Source organism: Mycoplana sp. MJR14, from assembly GCF_029210525.1.
In the GTDB taxonomy this organism is placed as follows: Bacteria; Pseudomonadota; Alphaproteobacteria; order Rhizobiales; family Rhizobiaceae; genus Mycoplana.
Genome location: NZ_JARGEO010000015.1, coordinates 37079 through 57046, shown reverse-complemented (window position 1 = coordinate 57046; position 19968 = coordinate 37079). Strand labels below are relative to the sequence as shown.

19 protein-coding genes and 1 tRNA gene are annotated in these 19968 nt (G+C 65.5%); 12 read left to right on the top strand and 8 right to left on the bottom strand.

Annotated features, from left to right (window positions below):
• Positions 1–2: 2 nt before the first annotated feature.
• From P0086_RS23665 to P0086_RS23630, 8 genes are all read left to right on the top strand, one after another.
• Positions 3–581 carry a polysaccharide biosynthesis/export family protein gene (locus P0086_RS23665; RefSeq protein ID WP_112598657.1) on the top strand — a complete coding sequence of 193 codons (579 nt, stop codon included), beginning with the start codon at positions 3–5 and terminating at the stop codon, positions 579–581.
• A 4-nt stretch (positions 582–585) separates the two neighbouring features.
• Positions 586–1767 carry a glycosyltransferase family 4 protein gene (locus P0086_RS23660; RefSeq protein WP_112598659.1) on the top strand — a complete coding sequence of 394 codons (1182 nt, stop codon included), beginning with the start codon at positions 586–588 and terminating at the stop codon, positions 1765–1767.
• 86 nt (positions 1768–1853) lie between these two features.
• Positions 1854–3425 (top strand): undecaprenyl-phosphate glucose phosphotransferase, encoded by a 1572-nt coding sequence (locus P0086_RS23655; RefSeq protein ID WP_112611745.1) that lies wholly within the window; start codon positions 1854–1856, stop codon positions 3423–3425.
• A gap of 17 nt (positions 3426–3442) precedes the next feature.
• Positions 3443–4669, top strand: coding sequence for an O-antigen ligase family protein (locus P0086_RS23650; protein ID WP_112613654.1), 1227 nt, complete (start codon positions 3443–3445; stop codon positions 4667–4669).
• Positions 4666–5820, top strand: a complete 1155-nt coding sequence (locus P0086_RS23645) for a glycosyltransferase (RefSeq protein ID WP_275790505.1) — start codon at positions 4666–4668, stop codon at positions 5818–5820. The genes P0086_RS23650 and P0086_RS23645 overlap by 4 nt, the downstream gene beginning before the upstream one ends.
• A 150-nt stretch (positions 5821–5970) precedes the next feature.
• Positions 5971–6801, top strand: a complete 831-nt coding sequence (locus P0086_RS23640) for a hypothetical protein (protein WP_275790502.1) — start codon at positions 5971–5973, stop codon at positions 6799–6801.
• 207 nt (positions 6802–7008) lie between these two features.
• A tRNA-Pro gene (locus P0086_RS23635) sits at positions 7009–7085 on the top strand.
• 445 nt (positions 7086–7530) lie between these two features.
• A complete protein-coding gene (locus P0086_RS23630) occupies positions 7531–8100 on the top strand; it encodes an ankyrin repeat domain-containing protein (protein WP_275790501.1) in 570 nt (189 codons plus the stop codon).
• Between the two features lie 233 nt (positions 8101–8333).
• Here P0086_RS23630 and P0086_RS23625 read toward each other — a convergent pair whose 3' ends face one another.
• A complete protein-coding gene (locus P0086_RS23625; protein WP_112598668.1) occupies positions 8334–8657 on the bottom strand; it encodes a DUF982 domain-containing protein in 324 nt (107 codons plus the stop codon).
• A 299-nt stretch (positions 8658–8956) separates the two neighbouring features.
• On the opposite strand from P0086_RS23625, the gene P0086_RS23620 reads away from it, so the two are divergent.
• Complete coding sequence (locus tag P0086_RS23620; protein ID WP_275790499.1) at positions 8957–9364, top strand: hypothetical protein; 408 nt, start codon at positions 8957–8959, stop codon at positions 9362–9364.
• Positions 9365–9763: 399 nt separating this feature from the next.
• Here P0086_RS23620 and P0086_RS23615 read toward each other — a convergent pair whose 3' ends face one another.
• The 3 genes from P0086_RS23615 to glgX are packed head-to-tail and all read right to left on the bottom strand — an operon-like array spanning position 9764 to position 13662.
• Positions 9764–10525 (bottom strand): SDR family NAD(P)-dependent oxidoreductase, encoded by a 762-nt coding sequence (locus P0086_RS23615; protein WP_275790496.1) that lies wholly within the window; start codon positions 10523–10525, stop codon positions 9764–9766.
• A gap of 13 nt (positions 10526–10538) precedes the next feature.
• Positions 10539–11558, bottom strand: a complete 1020-nt coding sequence (locus P0086_RS23610; protein ID WP_275790494.1) for a DNA topoisomerase IB — start codon at positions 11556–11558, stop codon at positions 10539–10541.
• Between the two features lie 16 nt (positions 11559–11574).
• On the bottom strand, positions 11575–13662 hold the full coding sequence (glgX, locus tag P0086_RS23605) for a glycogen debranching protein GlgX (RefSeq protein WP_275790491.1): 2088 nt from the start codon (positions 13660–13662) through the stop codon (positions 11575–11577).
• 242 nt (positions 13663–13904) lie between these two features.
• Here glgX and treZ point away from each other — a divergent pair, with 242 nt between their 5' ends.
• The 3 genes from treZ (at position 13905) to P0086_RS23590 (ending at position 16674) form a co-directional block, all read left to right on the top strand.
• The gene (treZ, locus tag P0086_RS23600; protein ID WP_275790488.1) at positions 13905–15698 is read left to right on the top strand and encodes a malto-oligosyltrehalose trehalohydrolase; all 1794 of its coding nucleotides are present in this window, start codon (positions 13905–13907) and stop codon (positions 15696–15698) included.
• A gap of 85 nt (positions 15699–15783) precedes the next feature.
• The gene (locus P0086_RS23595; RefSeq protein ID WP_112613636.1) at positions 15784–15999 is read left to right on the top strand and encodes a hypothetical protein; all 216 of its coding nucleotides are present in this window, start codon (positions 15784–15786) and stop codon (positions 15997–15999) included.
• A 96-nt stretch (positions 16000–16095) separates the two neighbouring features.
• Positions 16096–16674: a DNA-3-methyladenine glycosylase gene (locus P0086_RS23590; protein WP_275790483.1), complete on the top strand. Its 579-nt coding sequence runs from the start codon at positions 16096–16098 to the stop codon at positions 16672–16674.
• Positions 16675–16733: 59 nt separating this feature from the next.
• Here the strand turns inward: P0086_RS23590 and P0086_RS23585 are convergent, their stop codons facing one another.
• The 4 genes from P0086_RS23585 to plsX all read right to left on the bottom strand — a co-directional run bounded on the left by P0086_RS23585 (position 16734) and on the right by plsX (position 19873).
• The gene (locus P0086_RS23585) at positions 16734–17264 is read right to left on the bottom strand and encodes a MerR family transcriptional regulator (RefSeq protein WP_112597709.1); all 531 of its coding nucleotides are present in this window, start codon (positions 17262–17264) and stop codon (positions 16734–16736) included.
• A 124-nt stretch (positions 17265–17388) separates the two neighbouring features.
• Positions 17389–17727: an integration host factor subunit alpha gene (locus P0086_RS23580; RefSeq protein ID WP_112597707.1), complete on the bottom strand. Its 339-nt coding sequence runs from the start codon at positions 17725–17727 to the stop codon at positions 17389–17391.
• Positions 17728–17834: 107 nt separating this feature from the next.
• Positions 17835–18806, bottom strand: a complete 972-nt coding sequence (locus tag P0086_RS23575; protein WP_275790480.1) for a beta-ketoacyl-ACP synthase III — start codon at positions 18804–18806, stop codon at positions 17835–17837.
• An 8-nt stretch (positions 18807–18814) separates the two neighbouring features.
• Positions 18815–19873 carry a phosphate acyltransferase PlsX gene (plsX, locus tag P0086_RS23570; protein ID WP_112597703.1) on the bottom strand — a complete coding sequence of 353 codons (1059 nt, stop codon included), beginning with the start codon at positions 19871–19873 and terminating at the stop codon, positions 18815–18817.
• Positions 19874–19968: the final 95 nt, after the last annotated feature.

Below are 19968 nucleotides of genomic sequence, written 5' to 3'. Positions count from 1 at the left end.
GAATGGCATTCGCAAAGACAACCAGGGGCGCAACGATCGCGATGGCCGCCATTGCGATGGCCGCCATGACCGGCTGCAGCGGCTATCGCCCTGCGCCGAAGTCGTTTCAGGAAGCGACGATCCAGCCCTATCGTCTCGACAGCGGCGACCGCCTGCGCGTCACTGTGTTCGAGCAGCAGAGCCTCAGCAACACCTACCTGGTCGACCAGGCCGGCTACATCGCTTTCCCGCTGATCGGCTCGGTGCCCGCGCGCGGCAAGACGATCCAGGAGATGGAGAGCATCATCGCCGGCAAGCTCAGGCAGGGCTACCTGCGCGATCCAGACGTCTCGATCGAGGTGGCCAACTACCGCTCGATCTACATCATGGGCGAAGTCGGCCAGGCCGGGCAGTACAGCTACGTCGCCGGCATGACCGTGCAGAACGCGATCGCCGTGGCGGGCGGGTTCTCGCCGCGGGCGAACCAGGCGAACGTCGACGTCACGCGCAAGGTCAACGGAAGGATCATCACCGGACGCATATCGATCTCGGAACCGATCCTCGCCGGTGACACGATCTACGTGCGCGAGCGCCTGTTCTGACCCAATGGCTGACCAGGGACCGTTGCGCATCATTCACTGCTTCCGGTCTCCGATCGGCGGGATCTTCCGTCACGTGCGAGACCTGGCAGAATACCATGCGCGCCAGGGACACCAGGTCGGCATCGTCTGCGACAGCAGCACCGGCGGCGCGCACGAGGACAGGCTGTTCGACGAGATCCGCCCCTACCTCGCGCTCGGGATCTTCCGTCTGCCCATCCGGCGCTCGATCAGCCCGAGCGACGTGCGGGCGCTCTGGGACAGCTACCGGGAAATCAGAAATTTGCGGCCGGATGTGCTGCATGGCCACGGCGCCAAGGGCGGCGCCATCGCCAGGCTCATCGGCTCAGTGTTGCGGGTCAACAGGTATCGCGTAGCCCGCCTCTATTCACCGCACGGCGGCAGCCTGCACTTCACCCGCTCGACGCTCGCGGGCCGGACGGTCTTCCGGCTCGAACGCCTGTTCGAGCACTTCACTGATGCGATCGTCTTCGTCTGCGACTTCGAGCGCGACACCTATTTCGAGAAGGTCGGCAAGCCGCGCTGCCGCAGCGAGCGCATCTACAACGGCATCAGCGACCGCGACTTCGACACCGTTTACCCGCAGGAAGGCGCCGCCGATTTCCTCTATATCGGCATGCTGCGCGACCTGAAGGGACCGGACGTGTTCATCGATGCCTTCGCGCGGGCCGAGCGCCGGGTCGGCCGGCCGCTGTCGGCGCTGATGATCGGCGACGGGCCGGACCAGGAGAAGTACGAGCGCACCATGCTGCAGCTCGGCCTCGGCCGGCGGATCGCCATGATGCCGGCGATGAAGGCGCGCGACGCCTTCGCCATGACGCATGCCGTCGTCGTCCCCTCCCGCGCCGAGGCGATGCCCTATATCGTGCTGGAGGCGCTGGCGGCGAACGTGCCCGTCATCGCAAGCCGCGTCGGCGGCATTCCCGAGGTGCTCGGCGAGGACAGCATCGCGCTGGCCGCGCCCGCCGACGCCGATGCGCTGGCGGCATGCATGGCGCTGTCGGTCACCGATCCGAAATGGCGCCTGCAGGCGATGCCCGATCCGGCCCGTTTCAAGGCCACCTTCTCGGCCTCCGTGATGGCCGCCACACTGATGACGCTCTACCGGGACCTGCTGCCGCCGGCCGGGCGCAGCGCCGGTTGTACGGTATCCTCGCAACTCGCGTAAGCGTTTTCTTAGGAGCTTTCTGCTATCCGGTCGGGAACGATACCCGGTCTCGACGAGAGCCCCGGTATGACGCGCCGGGTGGAGCCATGAACCATATCGACAAGCCAGATGCCTTCGACGCGGAGCAGATCCGGCGCAAGGTGTCGGAGGTGCGCACCATCGCGCAGGGCGCGCAGCCCGAAGAGCAGGACGGCGGCAAGACGGTCGAGCTCAATCCGCTGGCGCAGCAGATCGCGCTGCAGTTTCGCGCCGACAGCTATTCGCCGAACATGATCACCGGGCTGCTGCGGCTGCTCGAATTCAGCGTGCTCTTCACCATCGGCTACGCCATCACCACCTTCTACGTGGCCCCGGCGAGAGAGCTGGTGCTGTTCTACGTCGGCGTGGTCGCCGGCGGCGCGGCACTCGGCGTGCTGCTCCTGCATCTCGTCGATGCCTACCAGATCCCGTCGCTGCGCGCCGCCTGGCGGATGATGCCGCGCATCCTCGGCGCCTGGGTGGTCGCCTTCGCGGCCATGGCGCTGGCGCTGTTCTTCTTCAAGACGGCGGAGACCACGTCCCGCGTCTGGTTCCTGCTCTGGTTCGTCCTCGGCGCCGTCTATCTCGTCGGCGAGCGGCAGCTGATCGCCTATTCGATCCGCCGCTGGGCCCGCAACGGCACGATGGAGCGCCGCGCGGTGATCGCCGGCGGCGGCGAGCCCGCCAAGGAGCTGATCCGCGCGCTGGAACGCCAGCCGGAAAACGACATCCGCATCTGCGGCATCTTCGACGACCGCGACGAACGCCGCTCGCCGTCGGTCGTGGCCGGCTATCCGAAGCTCGGCACCATCGCCGAGCTGGTCGAATTCGCCCGGCTCGCCCGCATCGACATGCTGATCATCTCGCTGCCGCTTTCGGCCGAGGCGCGGATCCTGACGCTCCTGAAGAAGCTCTGGGTGCTGCCGGTCGACATCCGGCTTGCGGCGCATGCGAACGGCCTGCGTTTCCGGCCGCGCAGCTATTCGCAGGTCGGCGCCGTGCACATGCTCGACATCTTCGACAAGCCGATCGCCGACTGGGATTCGGTCGCCAAGCGCATCTTCGACATCGCCTTCAGCGTGATCGCGCTGCTCCTGCTGTGGCCCGTGATGATCGGGGCCGCGCTGGCGGTGAAGTTCACCTCCAAGGGCCCGATCATCTTCAAGCAGAAGCGCCACGGCTTCAACAACGAGGTGATCGAGGTCTACAAGTTCCGCTCCATGTACACCAACATGTCGGACCCGACCGCCAAGGCCGCCGTCACCAAGGGCGATCCGCGCGTCACCCCGGTCGGACGCTTCATCCGCAAGACCTCGATCGACGAGCTGCCGCAGCTCTTCAACGTCCTGAAGGGCGAACTTTCCCTCGTCGGCCCGCGCCCGCATGCGATCCAGGCCCAGTCGCACGACCGCAAGTATGTCGATGTCGTCGAGGGCTACTTCGCCCGCCACCGGGTCAAGCCCGGCGTCACCGGCTGGGCGCAGATAAACGGCTGGCGCGGCGAGATCGACCATGACGACAAGATCCGCTACCGCACCGAATTCGACCTCTACTACATCGAGAACTGGTCGCTGCTGTTCGACCTGAAGATCCTGTTTTTGACGCCGATCCGCCTGCTCAATACGGAAAACGCCTATTGAGTACCGCGGCGATCCCGATGCACCGGCCGATGCGGCCGCAGCTTGCGACCATCGGCCTCATCGCCTCGTCGCTGGTGACGCTCGGCGTCTTTCTGTCCGGCTTCGTGATTTCCGAGCCGGCGCCCTACGAGCTGTTCATGGTCGGGCTGATCGGCGCCTGGGCGATCCTCGGCCTGCGCATCTCGCGCAGCGTCGCGCCGCTCTTGGCGCTCTATCTCACCTTCAACGTCGGCGGCATGCTGTCGCTGACCGTCATGCAGGACATGGCGGACGGGCCGATGTATGTCGCCGTCTCGCTGTTCCTCGCGCTCTCGGCCGTCTTCTTCGCCGCCATCATCGAGGCGAAGCCGCAGCGGCTGCGGCTGATCTTCCGCGCCTGGGTGGCGAGCGCGCTGATCACCGCGCTGCTCGGCATCCTCGGCTATTTCGGCGCCTTCCCCGGCGCCGAGGTCTTCACCCTCTACGACCGCGCCAAGGGCGCCTTCCAGGACCCCAACGTCTTCGGCCCCTTCCTCGTCGCCCCTGCCCTCTACCTGATGCACGGCTTGCTCGTGGGCCGGCTCGCCCGGGCGCCGCTCAACGTCGCCGGCCTGCTGGTGATTGCGCTCGGCCTTTTCCTGTCGTTCTCGCGCGCGGCCTGGGCGCTGTTCCTGTTTTCCGCCGCCGCCATGGTGTTCGTGATGCTGCTGAAGGAGCGGACCGGCGCCTTCCGCCTGAAGATCCTGACGCTGAGCATCGCCGCGGTCGGCGTGATGGCGGTCGGGCTCGTCGTCGCGCTGCAGGTGCCGCAGGTCGCCGACCTGTTCTCCAGCCGCACGCAGCTCGTCCAGGACTATGACGGCGGCCACCTCGGCCGCTTCGACCGCCACAGGCTCGGCTTTCTGATGTCGATGGAGCATCCGCTCGGCATCGGGCCGATGGTGTTCAGCACCATCTTTCCCGAGGACGAGCACAATATCTGGCTGAAATCGCTGACGAGCTACGGCTGGCTCGGGTTCCTGTGCTATCTGACGCTGGTGCTCTGGACGCTCTGGGCCGGGTTCCGCAACCTTTTGCTCGACCGGCCCTGGCAGCCGTTCCTGATGATCGCCTACATCGCCTTCGTCGGCCACACCGCCATCGGCTTCGTCATCGACACCGACCACTGGCGCCACTTCTACCTGATCGTCGGCATCATCTGGGGCTGCTTCGCGCTGGAGCACGATCACCGGCGGCAGCAGCTCGCCGCGAGGCGGGCGCCATGAAGCGGGCCGGCGACCGGGCGACGCGCCCCTTGCGGCTGATGCAGGTGCTGGAGCCGAGCGGCGGCGGCTCGGGCCGGCATTTCCTCGATCTCTGCCGCGGACTGAAGCAGCGCGGCCACATCGTCCATGCGGCCTTCTCGCCGCGCCGGGCGGAGGAGCGCTTCGTCAGCGAGCTCTTCTCGATCGGGCTCGACGGCGTACATTCCGTCGACATGGCGCGCGCGCCCGGCCCGTCCGATTTCGGCGCCTGGCGGCGCCTGCGCGGCCTGATGCGCGAGCACGGGCCCTTCGACGCCGTCCACGGCCACAGCTCCAAGGCCGGCGCACTGACGCGGCTGCGCCTGCCCGGCCCGCACGTGCCGCGGATCTACACCCCGCACGCCTTCCGCACGATGGACCCCGGGCTCGGGCCGGCCGGCTATTTCGTCTACGGCCTGATCGAGCGCTGTCTCGCGCGGTTCCTGACCGACCAGCTGATCTGCGTCTCCGCCGACGAATATGCCCATGCGCGCACGCTCGGCATGCCGCGCAAGAAGCTCTCGACCATCGTCAACGGCGTCGAGGAGCCGGCGCAGGGCCTGCGCCAGCGCATCCGCGCCGAACTCGCGCTGCCCGACAATGCGCTCGTCTTCGGCTTCGTCGGCCGGCTTTCGGCGCAGAAGGCGCCGGAGCGGCTGATCGAGGCCTTTACCATCGCCGCCCGGACGCTGCCGCATGCCTATCTCCTGATGGTCGGCTCGGGCGAGCTGGAACAGGCGGTGCGCGCGAAGATCCGCGCAAGCGCGGCTGCCGACCGCATCCGCCTGACCATGCACTATACCGGCCGCCAGGCGATGGACGCGATCGACGTGCTGGCGATGCCGAGCCGCTACGAGGCGATGTCCTACGTCATGCTGGAGGCGGCCGCCGCCGGCAAGCCGCTGGTGCTGACCGAGGTCGGCGGCGCCTCGACGGTGCTGGAAGACGGCCGAAACGGCGTCCTCGTCCCCAATGTCGACGACCCCGCCCCATTCGCCCGCGCCCTGATCAGGGCCTCCGACCCCCAGCGCCTCGCCCGCTACGAAATCGAAGCCGCCCGCAAGCAGGGCGACTACGGCCTGCCGCGGATGATCGCGGAGACGGAGGCGGTGTATCGGCGGGTGGCGAAGTGAGGGGCAAGATTCGCTGAACTTGCCAGATCCTCTCTTTCGGCTTTTCAGGTACGAACTTCAAACCGATTGGCCTCACCTCAAATGTAGCCGACTTCCCAAGTCGATCGGCCGCCTATAATCTCTGCACAAGGTCGTTTCCGAGGTTATGAATTGAATACCGAAAAATCTTTTGAACGATTTCTCATGGCGATTGGCGCCCTCGTTGCAGTCGGGGTTGCAATACATCTGGCACTAAATGACAAATCCGCGTCTGCAAGCGTCATGGCTGCTTTAGCGGCGGGATTCGCGGCTCTTTATTTTCTTCCCCTCATCGATAGTCTCGAGGTCTTCGGGCTAAAGGCCAAGCTGAGAGAAAGGATTGATGACGCTGACCGCCTACTTTCAACAATTCGTAAGAATGCCATCGTGTCCGCAGAAATCACGGCGGCCCAGGTATCATGGCTAGGGAGGAAGGGACCGTCGTGGAATGAGCGGAGGTTATGGATTGATGCTATTGAGAGACATTTAGTTGATCTTGGGGTGGATGATAGAGAGATCGCCCAAATTAAGAGACCGGTTTTGAATTTTTTGTCCTTCGACCTATATTCAATTTTCAACAAGGTTGTTATTGAGCGCCTGCAGTTTCACATCAAAGCATTTGATAAAGCGATCTTGGATCGTTGTGCCAAGCATGGTGCTGAAGACGTTGAACTTGCGAGTATGCGTGCAGCGCTTTCAGACGAGTTGCACGCCTTGCCTGAAGTTTGGGCAGATTCCCAAATCGCGCAACTTGAACAAATCGTTCAAAGGCGACTTGGACCGTTGTCATTGACGACCGAGGAGAAGCAGACCCTTCTTGCATACGCTGCCGACTTCATTCGGATCTCAGACACCGTGCAGGCCACTGCGACATTGACTGACGAAGCACTCGATCTAGTCCGGCGACATCATGAAAACAGTCGACTTTGGCTTGCTGACTACAGTCGTATTTTTCCGGACTGACGCCCTGTTCTCGGACGGCCGTCTGCTACGCAATCATAAACGTTTCCCCGCCTAGCGCTCCTCCTCTTTGGGTGGCCCCAAGATTGAAAGAACACTAGTGCGATAGTTGCTACTTGGGCCTACTTCCCCCGTCCTCTCTTTTTTCCACCCCCCGCCCATTTTTGCCCTTGCATCCAAATGCCCGAGAATATAGGGCTTTCGTCGGTTCGGAGCGTAGCGCAGCCCGGTAGCGCACTTGACTGGGGGTCAAGGGGTCGTGGGTTCGAATCCCGCCGCTCCGACCATTAAAATCAAATAGTTAGCTACCGCTGTTTGATCTGGCTACAAAAATTTATAGCCATATTGTAGCGTAACCTAAGCCAGATGGCGGGTGGTGAGCTGCATACCGATGAATTCCTACACTCGAGAAGAATTCCACGATCTCGTCTGGACTACGGCCCCCGACGTGCTGTCCGAACGCTTAGGAATCACGGTTCGGCAACTCGCGAAGACCTGCCACGTCCACTTGGTTCCGTTTCCGCCAAAAGGCTGCTGGCAGAAGATCCAGTCTGGACCACCAACAAAGAGAACTCCGCTTCGCTCCGTGGAGAACGCGGCGATCCAACGAGTTGTGCCAGGGAACAATGCTCCATCCGTGGCTAGTGCGTACGCCCTTGCAATCTTCAAGCAATCGCTAGAGGTGGCAGAGGGTATGCACCGCGACCATCAGGGACGTGGGTCGGAGAGTAAATGATGCGGTTGGCAAAAGGGATTGCGTGGCTCATCGCCGCCGTCACAGCGTTGATTTTCGCATTGATGTACACTGGAGAACCACCCCGCTCTCTAGTCGAAGCTGTATGTAAGGGTGACATCTTCGGTACAATTCGCTTAATCGCAAGCGATGCTGATCCGAATGTAATGGTACCGAACGGCAAGTCGGAAATGACCCCCTTGATAAGTGCAGTTGACGATGTGACCTGCCCCAAGATGCTACCGTCGTTGTGGATTCGGACGCTGGTAAGTTATGGAGCAGATGTAAATCTGGCAACATCGGCAGGTTTTACACCTGTAATGGCGTCAATTTCGAGTGGAAATTTATGGGCAGCTGAATATTTGATCAGCAAAGGCGCACATGTCAATGCAAGTGACCACCGAGGAGAGACAGCGTTGATGATTGCCGCGACAATTAATTCTCGCAGTTCCGTCCAGTTGCTGAAGACCATGGGAGGCGATTTGCGCCAGGTAAATAAGAGTGGGAAGACTGCTTACGACCTAGCTGCTGAGAATGAAAATACTGACTTATTACCCTTACTCCAATAAGTCAGATGTGTCCTGATACAATATTGCCTACGTTCGATCAGCCCGACCCATGCCGCGTTGGAGCAGGTTTGATGGTGTCGCCAAACGTCTCAAATCCGATGACCACGAACGTTGCCACAAAGGACAAGATGGCACGTCTCAAGCTGCGTAGCAGGCTTCGCCGCGCTATCCGCTGCCGGACGAGGAACTCTAGCTCATCACGATGATGCCGGCTGGGTAATGCGCCGTTGGTTTCACAAATTTGTGGAACGTGCAATTGGCGGTGTGCATGACATTGGCGCGCCGATGCGCTGGCGGTTGCGGCGGGCGCCGGCGACGGGCATGCCGGCTTCCAGGCAGGCGAAGGTGAAGGCCTCGCGGGCGACCGGCGCGGGCACCGTCCGTCCGAGCGCCTCGCGGCAGAGGCGAATGGCGCGGGCATAGAGCGCGCCGTCGCGCGTCGGCCATTCGTTTTCGAGGAAATCGAGCGCGTCGTAGATGCAGGAGAATTCGCGCGTCAGCCCGGATTGCAGATGGACCCGGACCGGATCGGTCCAGCGAGGATACGGGCTGTTCATTTCGGTGTCTCCTTGAGACCTGCATGCTTCTGTCTGCGCCGATAGACGAGTCGGATGACGATACCGCGACACCGCGGCTGCTCCCCTCTCCCGGCTTCCTTCCGCGCCGCCCTGACACTGGCCGTCACGGCTGCGCGCTCCATGAACGCCGTTCGCCACGGCTTGTTCCCCGTCGATCTCGAAATTTCATCAAATGCAACCTGTCCGGGCCGACAGGGTGGTCTCCCCCGGCGCCGGAACAATTCCGCGGGCGCGGCGGTTTCCCGAACGACCGCAGCGACAACGGGAAGGAGATCGCCATGGACGCATCCCGCAGCAACAGCCGGACAACGCCGGGGCCGGCGGAGGCGCCGGTGAAGGTCGGGCCGAACGCCACCCGGCCGGGACCGCTCGGAAAACCGGTGGCCATCATGCTCGCCTGCGCGCTCGCCCTTGCCGCCGTTGCCTGGGCCGGTGCCGCATTCTGGGGCGAGGCGCAGGATACCGACGCGGAAGGCACGCCGGGCGCCCAGCCCTCGCTCAGCGAGCAGGCGCCCGCCGGACCGTCGCCGTCCTCGGGCGAAGCCAGCGCACCATCACAGAGCGATCCGGCGAACACCGCACCGGCGGAGACGGATCCGACCCCGCCCTCCGCCACCGGCGGCGACAGCCAGAGCGTCACGCCGGACGGCACGCAGTCGGCCCCGGTAACGGCACCGCAGCAGTAGGCACTCGGGCGCAGGCGCGGCCGGCGGAGGCCCTGCCGTGTGACCCGATCGTGAGAGCCTCACACGCACCGTCATCCCGGACCTGATCCGGGATCCAGCGGCGTCCGTGGCGGGCGAAGTGCTCTTTTCGCGCAAGGACTTGCGCGGACTGGATGCCGGATCAGGTCCGGCATGACGGTGCTTTCGGCATGACGGTCATGGAGCGGCAGCGCGAGCCCGGCGGATGCGCGAGCTCGGCTGACACAAGTCTCGATGGCGGCGCAGGGAATTGAAGGACGGCGCGGAGCCCTCGCAGCATGCCCCAGGCGGGGCTAGCGGTCATGCCGGCGAGACGGTGGGCGGCAGGGGACCGGTTTTGCCGCTGCTGCAGCAGGAACCCGATCAGCCCGTCCCATCGGGTCAGCGCAGCAGCCCCTGCCCGCCGTCGATCCATAGCGGGGTTCCGGTGATGTGGCGGGAGGCCGGCGAGACGAGGAAGAGGATCGCCGCTGCCACGTCGCGGGCGTGGCCGGGCGCGCCGTCGGTGATCGGGATGTCGCCTTGCGGCCAGACCACCGGGATCTCCGCCTCGTCCGTATGCCGCCTGTCGGTGTTGTCGTCGATGTTGGTGTCGATCGCCCCGGGGCAGACGGCATTGATGCGGATATGGGCCTTGCCGAGCTCGAGCGCGAGCTGCTGCACCATGGCGAGCTGTCCCGCCTTGGTCGCGGAATAGGCGGTTGCGCCGGGGGTGGTGAACGTCCGGGTGCCGTTGATCGAGCCGACCACGACGATGGCGCCGCCGCCCGCCTTCTTCAGGTGCGGCACGGCCGCATGCAGGGTCAGGTAGGTGCCGCGCAGGTTGACGGCGATCGTTTCGTCCCACTCCTCGGGCGTCAGCTCGTCGATCGGCGCCCACACGCCGTTGATGCCGGCATTGGCGACCACGATGTCGAGCCTGCCCTCCGCCGCCACCAGCCGCGCGACGCGTGAAACGTCCGCTTCGAGCACGTGGCAGCGCCCGCCCGCGGCCGCGATCTCCCGCGCCGCTGCTTCCAGCTCGCCGGCGGATCGCCCGAGCGCGCCGACCACGGCACCCTGTTGCGCCAGCAGGATCGCCGTCGCCCTGCCGATGCCCGATCCGGCGCCCGTTACCAGTGCGACACGGCCCGCAAGCTGCATTCCGATCTCTCCCTCAACCCTTGCGGCGTGGCGGTCGGGAGAGGAAGGCGAGGAGCCGGCCCTCCTCGGCCCTGAGGCCGTTCGGAGCGGCCGCCTGCCGCCTGCCCGGAGAAAGGGGTGAAGTGCGATCGGCGAGCGCCAGCACGTCGGGATGGATGTAGCTCGAGCGGCAGATCGCCGGCGTGTTGTGCAGGACCGCGGCGGCCGCCTCGCTCATCCGGCGGATGGTGGGGCGCTCGTTCGCCTCCAGCATCCGGCGTGCCTCGGCAAAGGCGGCCAGCGTGCCCGCCCAGGTACGGAACGTCTTGGCGGTGACCGGCAGGTCCATGTGCTCGGCCAGGTAGGCGTTCAGCCGCCCGGAATCGACGGGGCGAACGGCCCCGTCCTCTCCCATCCAGACGAACAGCTGCCGCCCCGGCAGGTCCGACACCGCCTCGAGGATCCGGTGCAGCCGCGGATTGCGCAGGACGCGGCGCACCCGCTTGCCGCCCTTGGCGGTGAACCGCAGCTCGATGCCGTCCTCGGCCAGCCGCACGTGCCGCTTCAGCAGCGTCGTGGCGCCATAGGTGCGGTTCTCGGCGGCATAGGCGGAATTGCCGACGCGCAGGTGCTCTTCGTCCAGAAGCGTGACGAGGCCGGCCAGGATCGTGTCGGGATCGCTGATCGGCCCCTCGATATGCCGGCGCAGGATGCGGCGCAGCTTCGGCAGGGCGATCGCGAACGGCACCAGCTGTTGGAATTTGTCGGCGCTGCGCAGCGCCTTCCAGTCGCTGTGGTAGCGGTATTGCTTGCGCCCGCGCGCGTCCATGCCGGTCGCCTGCAGGTGCCCGTTCTCCAGCATGCAGATCCAGACGTCGCGATAGGCCGGCGGCAGCCCGAGCGCTGCGATGCGCATCTTGACGTCCGGGTCGTCCAGGAGCGTGCCGCACGGCAGGCGATAGCAGAAGCCGCGGCCGCGGCGCTCGCGCCGGATGCCCGGCTCGCTGTCGCTGACATAGGTCAGACCGATCTTCTGCAGCGTGCGGTCGAGCATCGCTCCCGCTCCCGTCTCAGGACGCCGGCTGGAATGCCAGCACGCATTCGCCGGGAGCCTTCACTGTTGCCTCTGCCGCAGCCGGGTCGAAGGAGGCTTGAGCGCCGGTGTCGAGCACGCGCTCCCAGGCTTCCACGCCATTGACGGAGGGCAGTCGCAATTCGCATTCGCCGCCGGCGTTGAAAACGAGGAGCAACTGGTCGAGGACCTTACCGACCTCGCCGTTGGTGCCGACCTTTGCGAGATAGAGCACGACGATGCGGCGGCCGGCCTGTCCCCAGGCCTCCTCGTCCATCGGCGCGCCGTCCTCGCGGAACCAGGCGATCTCGGTCGGGCCGTCGCCCTCGCCGTTCAGGAACCGTTCCGGCCGCAGGCAGCCGTGCTCCTTGCGGAAGGCTATCATCCGCCCGCAGAAATCCAGGAAGGAATCGTCGCGGCCGCTCCAGTCGGTCCAGCCGATTTCGTTGTCCTGGCAATAGGCGTTGTTGTTGCCGCCCTGGCTGTTTGCGATCTCGTCGCCGCCGAGGATCATCGGCACGCCCTGGCTCAGAAGCAGCGTCGCCATCATGTTGCGGCGGCGCCGGGCGCGGGCGGCGTTGATGCCGTCGTCGTCGGTCGGTCCCTCCCATCCCATGTTGTGGGAGTGGTTGGCGGAATGGCCGTCCTGGTTGTCCTCGCCGTTCGCCTCGTTGTGCTTGCCGTCATAGGAGACGGTGTCGGCGAGCGTGAAGCCGTCATGGGCGCTGAGCAGGTTGATCGAGGCGGTGGCGCCGCGGTCGGAATGGTTGAACTGCACGGCCGATCCGGTCAGGCGCTGCGAGACGTTGGCGATCATCCCCTCGTCGCCTTTCCAGTAGCGGCGCACGTCGTCGCGGTACTTGTCGTTCCACTCGCGGAACGGATGCGGGAAACCGCCGACCTGGTAGCCGCCGTCGCCGACATCCCAGGGCTCGGCGATCAGCTTGACGCCGGCGAGCACCGGGTCCTGCCGGATCGCATCGAAGAAGCCGCCGTCCCGGTCGAACTCGACATGGCGGGTGCGGCCGAGCGTGGAGGCGAGGTCGAAGCGGAAGCCGTCGACATGCATGACGCCGACCCAGTAGCGCAGGCTGTCGAGCACCATGCGCAACACCATCGGATGGGCGACATTGAGGGTGTTGCCGGTGCCGGTCGTGTCGTAGCTGTGGCGCTTGTCCTCCGGCGACAGGCGGTAGTAGCTGAGGTTGTCGAGCCCGCGGAAGCTCAAGGTCGGGCCGCGCTCCGAACCCTCGGCGGTGTGGTTGTAGACCACGTCCATGATCACTTCGATTCCCGCCGCATGGAAGCGCTTCACCATCGTCTTGAACTCGGTGATGCGGTCACCCGACATGAAGCGAGGCTGCGGCGCGAAGAAGCCGAGCGTCTGGTAGCCCCAGTAGTTTCTCAGGCCCTTGTCGAGAAGGTAGCGGTCATCGGGGAAATACTGGATCGGCAGCACTTCGACCGCCGTGATGCCGAGCTTCGTCAGGTGGTCGATGATCGGATCGGAACACATGCCGAGGAAGGTGCCGCGCAGCTCGTCGGGCACGTCGGGGTGCAGCATGGTCATGCCGCGCACATGTGCCTCGTAGATGATCGTGTCGGTCCAGGGCCGGCGGATCGCCTGGTCGCCGTCCCAGTCGAAGGTCGGGTCCTGGACGACGCCCTTGACCATGAACGGCGCGCTGTCGCGCTCGTCGAAGGAGAGGTCCGCCTCGGCCGCGCCGATCCGGTAGCCGTAGAGCGCATCGTCCCAGGCGAGCTCGCCGATCACCTGCTTGGCATAGGGATCCAGCAGCAGCTTGTTGGGGTTGAAGCGGTGGCCGGCGGACGGCTCGTAGAGGCCGTGCGCGCGGTAGCCGTAGACCGTGCCCGGCCCGAGGCCCGCGACATAGCCCGACCAGATGTCGCCCTCGCGCTTCGGCAGCGGCATGCGCGCCGTCTCCTCCTTGCCGTCGGGCGAGAACAGGCACAGGTCGACCTGCTCCGCATGGGCGGAAAAGACCGCGAAGTGCACGCCGTCACCCGTGAACTCGGCGCCCAGCTCGGGCTTGAGAAAGTCGAGTTCGGAAAAGGAAAAGGTCATCGTCGTCCCGCCCCATCGTTTGCTTGAATTCGGTGTCCGGCCCCAGGATTGGAGGCAGCCAGCGGCAGTGCCAGGCATGGAGGACGTCGCCGTGTCGTCAGTCCCCTCAGCCCTCGCCGGCCTGCTGGCGCGTCTCAGCAACGCGGCACCACCGCGAAAGTTCCGCGGCCGGATTTTTGCGATGCGGAACCTTTGCGGCAGCGCACCGTTTCGCAAACGATGCGGACTTCAGGAAAGACGGCATGGACTGGTCGGAACAGGGCAGACGCTGGGGCGCAACCTTTCTGGGCGACGGCCGCGTCCGGTTTCGCCTCTGGGCGCCCTCGCAGCCTTCGGTTTCCGTGGCGTTCGACGACCGGGACGTCGAGATGCGGCCCGTCGCCGACGGCTGGTTCGAGGCGGACGTCGCCGGCCTTGCGCACGGCACGGCCTACCGGTACCGGCTCGCCGACGGAACCTGCGTCGCAGATCCCGCCTCCGCCGCCCAGAGGGACGACGTCTTCGGGCCATCGCTCGTCATCGACCAGCAACGCTACCGGTGGCGGGACGACGGCTGGCGCGGCCGGCCCTGGCACGAGGCGGTGATCTACGAAGTCCATATCGGCACGTTCACGCCGGAAGGCACCTTCGGCGGCGCGATCGCGCGGCTCGACGGCCTCAAGGCGCTCGGCATCACCGCGATCGAGATCATGCCGGTGGCGCAGTTCTGCGGCCGGCACGGATGGGGATACGACGGCGTGCTCCACTATGCGCCGCACAATGCCTATGGCGGGGTCGAGGACCTGAAGGCGCTCGTGGACGCGGCGCACGCACGCGGCATCATGGTGTTCCTCGACGTCGTCTACAACCACTTCGGCCCGGAGGGCAATTTTCTTCCGCACTACGCCCCTTCCTTCTTTCACCCGGAGCGGCAGACGCCCTGGGGCGCGGCCATCGCCTACGAGCAGCCGGCCGTCAGGCGCTATTTCATCGAGAACGCGCTCCACTGGGTCGGAACGTTCCATTTCGACGGGCTGCGCCTGGATGCGACCGGGCAGATGGTCGACCCGAACGGCCGGCACATCCTGGAGGATATGGCGACCGCAATCCGCCATGCCTTTCCCGATCGCCACATCCATCTGATCACGGAGGATCCCGCCCATCCGGACCTCCTGCGCCGTGACCGGGACGGCCGTCCCCGCCTCTACACCGCCGCATGGAACCATGACCTGCACCATGTCCTGCACGTCGTGGCGACCGGCGAAGCGGCAGGCTACTTCGCCCCGTTCGCCGCTGCCCGGTGGACCGCGCTGGAGGCTGCCATCACCGGCCGGGTCCGCGCGTCCTCCACCGGCTCCGGCAATCTCGGCCCCACGGAACCGCTGCAGCCCTCGATGCAGGTCGCCTTCCTGCAGACGCACGACCAGGTCGGCAATCGGGCCTTCGGCGAGCGGCTCGCTGCGCTGACGGACGAGCGCGTCCTTCGCCAGATGACGGCGCTGCTGCTGCTGTCGCCCCAGGTGCCGCTGCTCTTCATGGGCGAGGAGCTTGGCGATGCCGGCCCCTTCCACTTCTTCATGGATCATGGCACGGCCACGTCGCAGGACCTGCACGAAAGCCGCCTGCGCGAGGCGGAGAATTTTGGCGGCGTCGCCGCGGGCGTCGTGGCCACGGACCTGCCGGATCCGCGCGACCCCGCCACCTTCGAGCGCTCCAGGCCGGACTGGTCGCGCGCCGACCACCCCGAGGGCCGGCGACAGGCAGAACTGGTGCGGGCGCTCATTGCCTTGCGACAGGCCCATGTTGCGCCGCTCGTTGCAAACTCCGCAGGTGTCGATGCGGAGGTGATACCGACAGCTCCCGGCGTGCTTGCGGTCGACTGGCGGTCCGGCACGACGGTACTCCGGCTCCGCGCGAATTTCCTCGACTGCGACTGCATCGCGCCGGGCGCGCCGGGAACCACCATCTTCGCAACGCCGGGCAGCAGCGGCGACAGCGGGGACCTGCCCGCACACGGCCTGCTCTTCGCGCTCGACCGGCAGCCCCGGAAGAAATGACTATCCGGTGAAGCACAGACTTCGCGACAAAAGACGGGAACTTTCCTCCTCTCCCGCCATTGGTGTGGCGGAAAGGCAGGATTTCATGATTCCATCCCATCAGAAACTGAACGTGCACTACGATCCGGCGAGCAGGACCGCGCTGCTCCAGTGCGGAAAGCGCAGCAAGGTGCTGCGGGATCTGCCGACCCGGCAGAGGGCGGAAGATGCGGCCCGCGCTTTCGCCTGCGACAACTGGGGCTATGTCGACCGGCAGGAAGACGATCTTCCGGACGGGCCTCACCCGGCAGGAACCGCCTGAACGACGCCCGCGCGCAGGTTCGCCCCGCTGCGTGGCGCAAGGCAGCCCCACGGTTTGCGGTGTTGCGCTTGGCAGTGTTGCGGTCGGCGTCCGGCGATGGCACAAGGCGGCATGGTGCCGGGCGACGCGACGAACTTGCAGGATTTCTTCCACCGGGAGGCGCACGCGGTCGCCCCGGACCTGATCGGCGCTGAGCTGACGATAGACGGCATCGGCGGGCTGATCGTGGAGACGGAGGCCTATGCGCCCGAGGACCCCGCCTCGCACAGCTTCCGCGGCGAGACGCTCCGCAACCGGGCGATGTTCGGCCCGCCCGCGCATGCCTATGTGTATCGATCCTACGGCATCCACTGGTGCCTGAACCTCGTCTGTCGGCCCGGCAGCGCCGTGCTGATCCGGGCGCTGGAGCCGACGGCGGGGATCGAAGACATGCAGGCGCGGCGGGCACTGGAAAACGTGCGGCTGCTCTGTTCCGGGCCGGGCCGCCTCTGCCAGGCGCTCGGCGTCACCGACGCGCTCGACGGACGGCCGGTCGACCGGCAGCCGTTCCATCTCGAGCTCCGCAAGGCGCCGGCAAGGGTCGGCGCCGGCGTCCGCATCGGCATCACCAAGGCGGTCGACCTGCCATGGCGGTTCGGCCTGCAGGGGTCGCCGTTCTTGAGCCGCAAGCTCTGACGGGCGCTGCCCGGCCGCATGGGCCGGTAAGGGAGCAGTGGCTGGTTGCGGGCGGGAGGCTACCTGACCTGGTCGAGCAGGCGCTTGCATTCCAGAAGATCGTAGAGCGCCTCCTGCAGGAGGGCACGGTCCTCCTTGCCGACGCTGCTCTTGCCGATCGAGATCTCCGGCGCGTCCTCGTTGCCGCCGCCGACGAAGGAGAAGAAGCGCCGGCTGGCCGGCGCCTTGGCGCGGCCGACGATCTGGTCGTCGTCGGCGGTCTTGGGCGCGGCCGGCTCCTCCTGGTTGGCGGCCGCCAGCGCCTCGACGGTCGCAAGATCGCCGCTCGCGATCGCCGCGACGAACTTGTTGCCGTTGTTCTTCAGGAGTTTCTGGACGCCCTTGATCGTGTAGCCGTGATCATAGAGCAGGTGACGGATGCCCTTCAGGAGCTCGACATCGTCGGGGCGGTAGTAGCGCCGCCCGCCGCCGCGCTTCATCGGCTTGATCTGCGAGAACCGCGTCTCCCAGAAGCGCAGCACATGCTGCGGCAGGTCGAGATCGTCCGCGACCTCACTGATGGTGCGGAAAGCGTCGGGGCTCTTCTCCATCGATACTCCTCACCGAAAAGGCAATTTCGACTCACGCTCCGGCAAACCGGCGAGTCTCAGCATTTCAGCGGGTTGTCGCCCTTTTTTCAAGCGGAGAATCGGAGCGTCCAAAGCCGATCGGCGATCAGGGCGCCGGCGCCTGCACCTTCTGCTTGGTCTTGCGGGCGGTGTGGGCCTTGAGAACGCGCTGCTTGAGCACGTTGGAGGCCTTGAAGGTCATGACGCGCCGCGGCGAGATCGGCACTTCCTCGCCCGTCTTCGGGTTGCGGCCGATGCGCTCGTTCTTGTCGCGCACCTGGAAGGTCGCAAAGGACGACAGCTTCACGCTCTCGCCACGGACGATGGCGTTGCAGATTTCATCGATCACGGTTTCGACGAGTTCAGCCGATTCTGTTCTGGAGAGACCGACCTTCCGAAAAACGGATTCGGCCAAATCTGCGCGTGTCACGGTTTTGCCGCTCATCTTCTCCCACCGTTTTCTTATTGAAAGCGCTTGCTTATCCGGCAAGAGTATTGCCCTTGCCCCTGTCGGTCAAGCACCGTTGAAGTAGGGGGCAAGGCCCCTTGCGCCTACCAGCGAAGCAGGACGGCGCCCCAGGTGAAACCGCCGCCCATCGCCTCCAGCAGCACGAGGTCGCCCTTCTTGATGCGACCGTCGGCTGCAGCGGACGCGAGCGCCAGCGGGATGGAGGCAGCGGACGTGTTTCCGTGCAGGTCGACGGTCACGACAACCTTTTCGAGCGGGATACCGAGCTTCTTGGCCGACCCATCGATGATGCGGCGGTTGGCCTGGTGCGGGACGAGCCAGTCGAGGTCGTCAATCTCAAGTCCGGTGGCATCGAACGCGGCGACGATCACGTCGGTGATCATGCCGACGGCATGCTTGAAGACCTCGCGGCCCTCCATACGCAAGTGCCCGACCGTGCCGGTGGTGGACGGCCCGCCGTCGACATAGAGCTTGTCGAGATGGGCGCCGTCGGAGCGCAGCTGCCCCGTCAGCACGCCGCGGTCGGCGACGGTCCCCTCGCCTTCCTGCGCCTCGAGCACGATCGCGCCCGCGCCGTCGCCGAAGAGCACACAGGTCGTGCGGTCGGTCCAGTCGAGAATGCGCGAGAAGGTCTCCGCGCCGATGACGAGCACCCTGCGCGCGATCCCGCCGCGGATATAGGCGTCGGCCGTGGTCACGCCGTAGACGAAGCCAGAGCACACGGCCTGGACGTCGAAGGCAAAGCCGTGATGCATGCCGAGCCGGTTCTGGATGTTGACGGCGGTGGCCGGGAAGGTGTTGTCCGGGGTGGAGGTGGCGACGATGATCAGGTCGATGTCGGCAGCCGTCATCCCCGCGCGGTCCAGCGCCTCGCGCGCCGCCGCCTCGCCGAGCGAAGCCGTGGTCTCGCCTTCTCCCGCGATGTAGCGCTGGCGGATGCCGGTCCGCTGCACGATCCATTCGTCGGACGTGTCGACCATGCTCTCCAGCCCACGATTGGTGAGCACCCGCTTCGGAAGTGCCGTCCCGAAACCGCGAACCACTGAACGGATCATCTTAATTCCTATATCCCGTCGCTCATGCTGCCGGCCGCGCCTTCGACGGGTCTGTCTGCATGATATCTCTTGAGGTCTTCTTCTATCTTTTCCTTCAGCCCGTTGCGGGCCATGTCATACCCGACGTCGACCGCCGCCGCGAAGCCCTCGGCGTCGGTGCCGCCATGGCTCTTGATGACGATGCCGTTCAGGCCGAGGAACACGCCGCCGTTGACCTTGCGCGGATCCATCTTCTCGCGCACGCGGTCGAAGGCGCTCTTGGCGAGGATGTAGCCGAGCTTGGCCATCCAGGTCCTGGACATCGCGGCGCGCAGGTATTCTGCGATCTGCCGCGCCGTGCCTTCGGCCGCCTTCAGCGCGATGTTGCCGGCAAAGCCTTCGGTGACGACCACATCGACCGTGCCGCGGCCGATGTCGTCGCCTTCGACGAAGCCATAATAGTCGATCGTGTCAAAATTGGCCTCGCGGATCAGCTGGCCGGCGGCCTTGACCTCTTCCTGGCCCTTGATCTCCTCGACGCCGACGTTCAGCAGGCCGAGCGTCGGGCGCTCGATCTCGAACAGCGCGCGCGCCATCGCCCCGCCCATCAGCGCGAAGTCGAACAGCTGGTTGGCGTCGGCCCCGATCGTGGCGCCGATGTCGAGCACGATGCTCTCGCCCTTCAGCGTCGGCCAGATGCCGGCGATCGCCGGCCGTTCGATATCGGCCATCATGCGCAGGCAGAACTTCGCCATCGCCATCAGCGCGCCGGTGTTGCCGGCGGAGACGGCGACGTCGGCGTCCCCCTTCGCGACCGCGTCGAGCGCCATCCACATCGAGGACTTGTTGCGGCCGCGGCGCAGCGCCTGGCTCGGCTTCTCGTCCATCGCGATCGCGACTTCGCAATCGGTGAAGGTGCTTGCGTCCTTCAGCTTCGGATAGCTTTCAAGCAGCGGCAGGCATTGGGAAGCGATGCCGAACAGGCAGAAACGAATGTCGGGGTGACGTTCGAGCGCCTTGGCTATGCCAGGGATGACGACCTGCGGGCCGTAATCGCCACCCATGACATCGACAGAAATTCTGACCACGCGAGTCCAGTCCTTGTTCTCCAGCCCCGGGGGCGGAATTTTCGGTCAAAATACCGCTTTTCATCCGGGTGACAACTGAATTGTCTTAGGGCCGA

What these genes read in the sequence shown, in the direction of transcription:
- P0086_RS23645 (WP_275790505.1), top strand. Translation starts at nt 4,666, where the DNA reads ATGAAGCGGGCCGGCGACCGGGCGACGCGCCCCTTGCGGCTGATGCAG.
- treZ (WP_275790488.1), top strand. Translation starts at nt 13,905, where the DNA reads ATGGACTGGTCGGAACAGGGCAGACGCTGGGGCGCAACCTTTCTGGGC.
- P0086_RS23595 (WP_112613636.1), top strand. Translation starts at nt 15,784, where the DNA reads ATGATTCCATCCCATCAGAAACTGAACGTGCACTACGATCCGGCGAGC.
- P0086_RS23610 (WP_275790494.1), bottom strand. Translation starts at nt 11,558, where the DNA reads ATGCTCGACCGCACGCTGCAGAAGATCGGTCTGACCTATGTCAGCGAC.
- P0086_RS23630 (WP_275790501.1), top strand. Translation starts at nt 7,531, where the DNA reads ATGATGCGGTTGGCAAAAGGGATTGCGTGGCTCATCGCCGCCGTCACA.
- P0086_RS23585 (WP_112597709.1), bottom strand. Translation starts at nt 17,264, where the DNA reads ATGGAGAAGAGCCCCGACGCTTTCCGCACCATCAGTGAGGTCGCGGAC.
- P0086_RS23625 (WP_112598668.1), bottom strand. Translation starts at nt 8,657, where the DNA reads ATGAACAGCCCGTATCCTCGCTGGACCGATCCGGTCCGGGTCCATCTG.
- P0086_RS23615 (WP_275790496.1), bottom strand. Translation starts at nt 10,525, where the DNA reads ATGCAGCTTGCGGGCCGTGTCGCACTGGTAACGGGCGCCGGATCGGGC.
- P0086_RS23660 (WP_112598659.1), top strand. Translation starts at nt 586, where the DNA reads ATGGCTGACCAGGGACCGTTGCGCATCATTCACTGCTTCCGGTCTCCG.
- P0086_RS23620 (WP_275790499.1), top strand. Translation starts at nt 8,957, where the DNA reads ATGGACGCATCCCGCAGCAACAGCCGGACAACGCCGGGGCCGGCGGAG.
- glgX (WP_275790491.1), bottom strand. Translation starts at nt 13,662, where the DNA reads ATGACCTTTTCCTTTTCCGAACTCGACTTTCTCAAGCCCGAGCTGGGC.
- P0086_RS23655 (WP_112611745.1), top strand. Translation starts at nt 1,854, where the DNA reads ATGAACCATATCGACAAGCCAGATGCCTTCGACGCGGAGCAGATCCGG.
- P0086_RS23665 (WP_112598657.1), top strand. Translation starts at nt 3, where the DNA reads ATGGCATTCGCAAAGACAACCAGGGGCGCAACGATCGCGATGGCCGCC.
- P0086_RS23580 (WP_112597707.1), bottom strand. Translation starts at nt 17,727, where the DNA reads ATGAGCGGCAAAACCGTGACACGCGCAGATTTGGCCGAATCCGTTTTT.
- P0086_RS23575 (WP_275790480.1), bottom strand. Translation starts at nt 18,806, where the DNA reads ATGATCCGTTCAGTGGTTCGCGGTTTCGGGACGGCACTTCCGAAGCGG.
- P0086_RS23650 (WP_112613654.1), top strand. Translation starts at nt 3,443, where the DNA reads ATGCACCGGCCGATGCGGCCGCAGCTTGCGACCATCGGCCTCATCGCC.
- P0086_RS23590 (WP_275790483.1), top strand. Translation starts at nt 16,096, where the DNA reads ATGGCACAAGGCGGCATGGTGCCGGGCGACGCGACGAACTTGCAGGAT.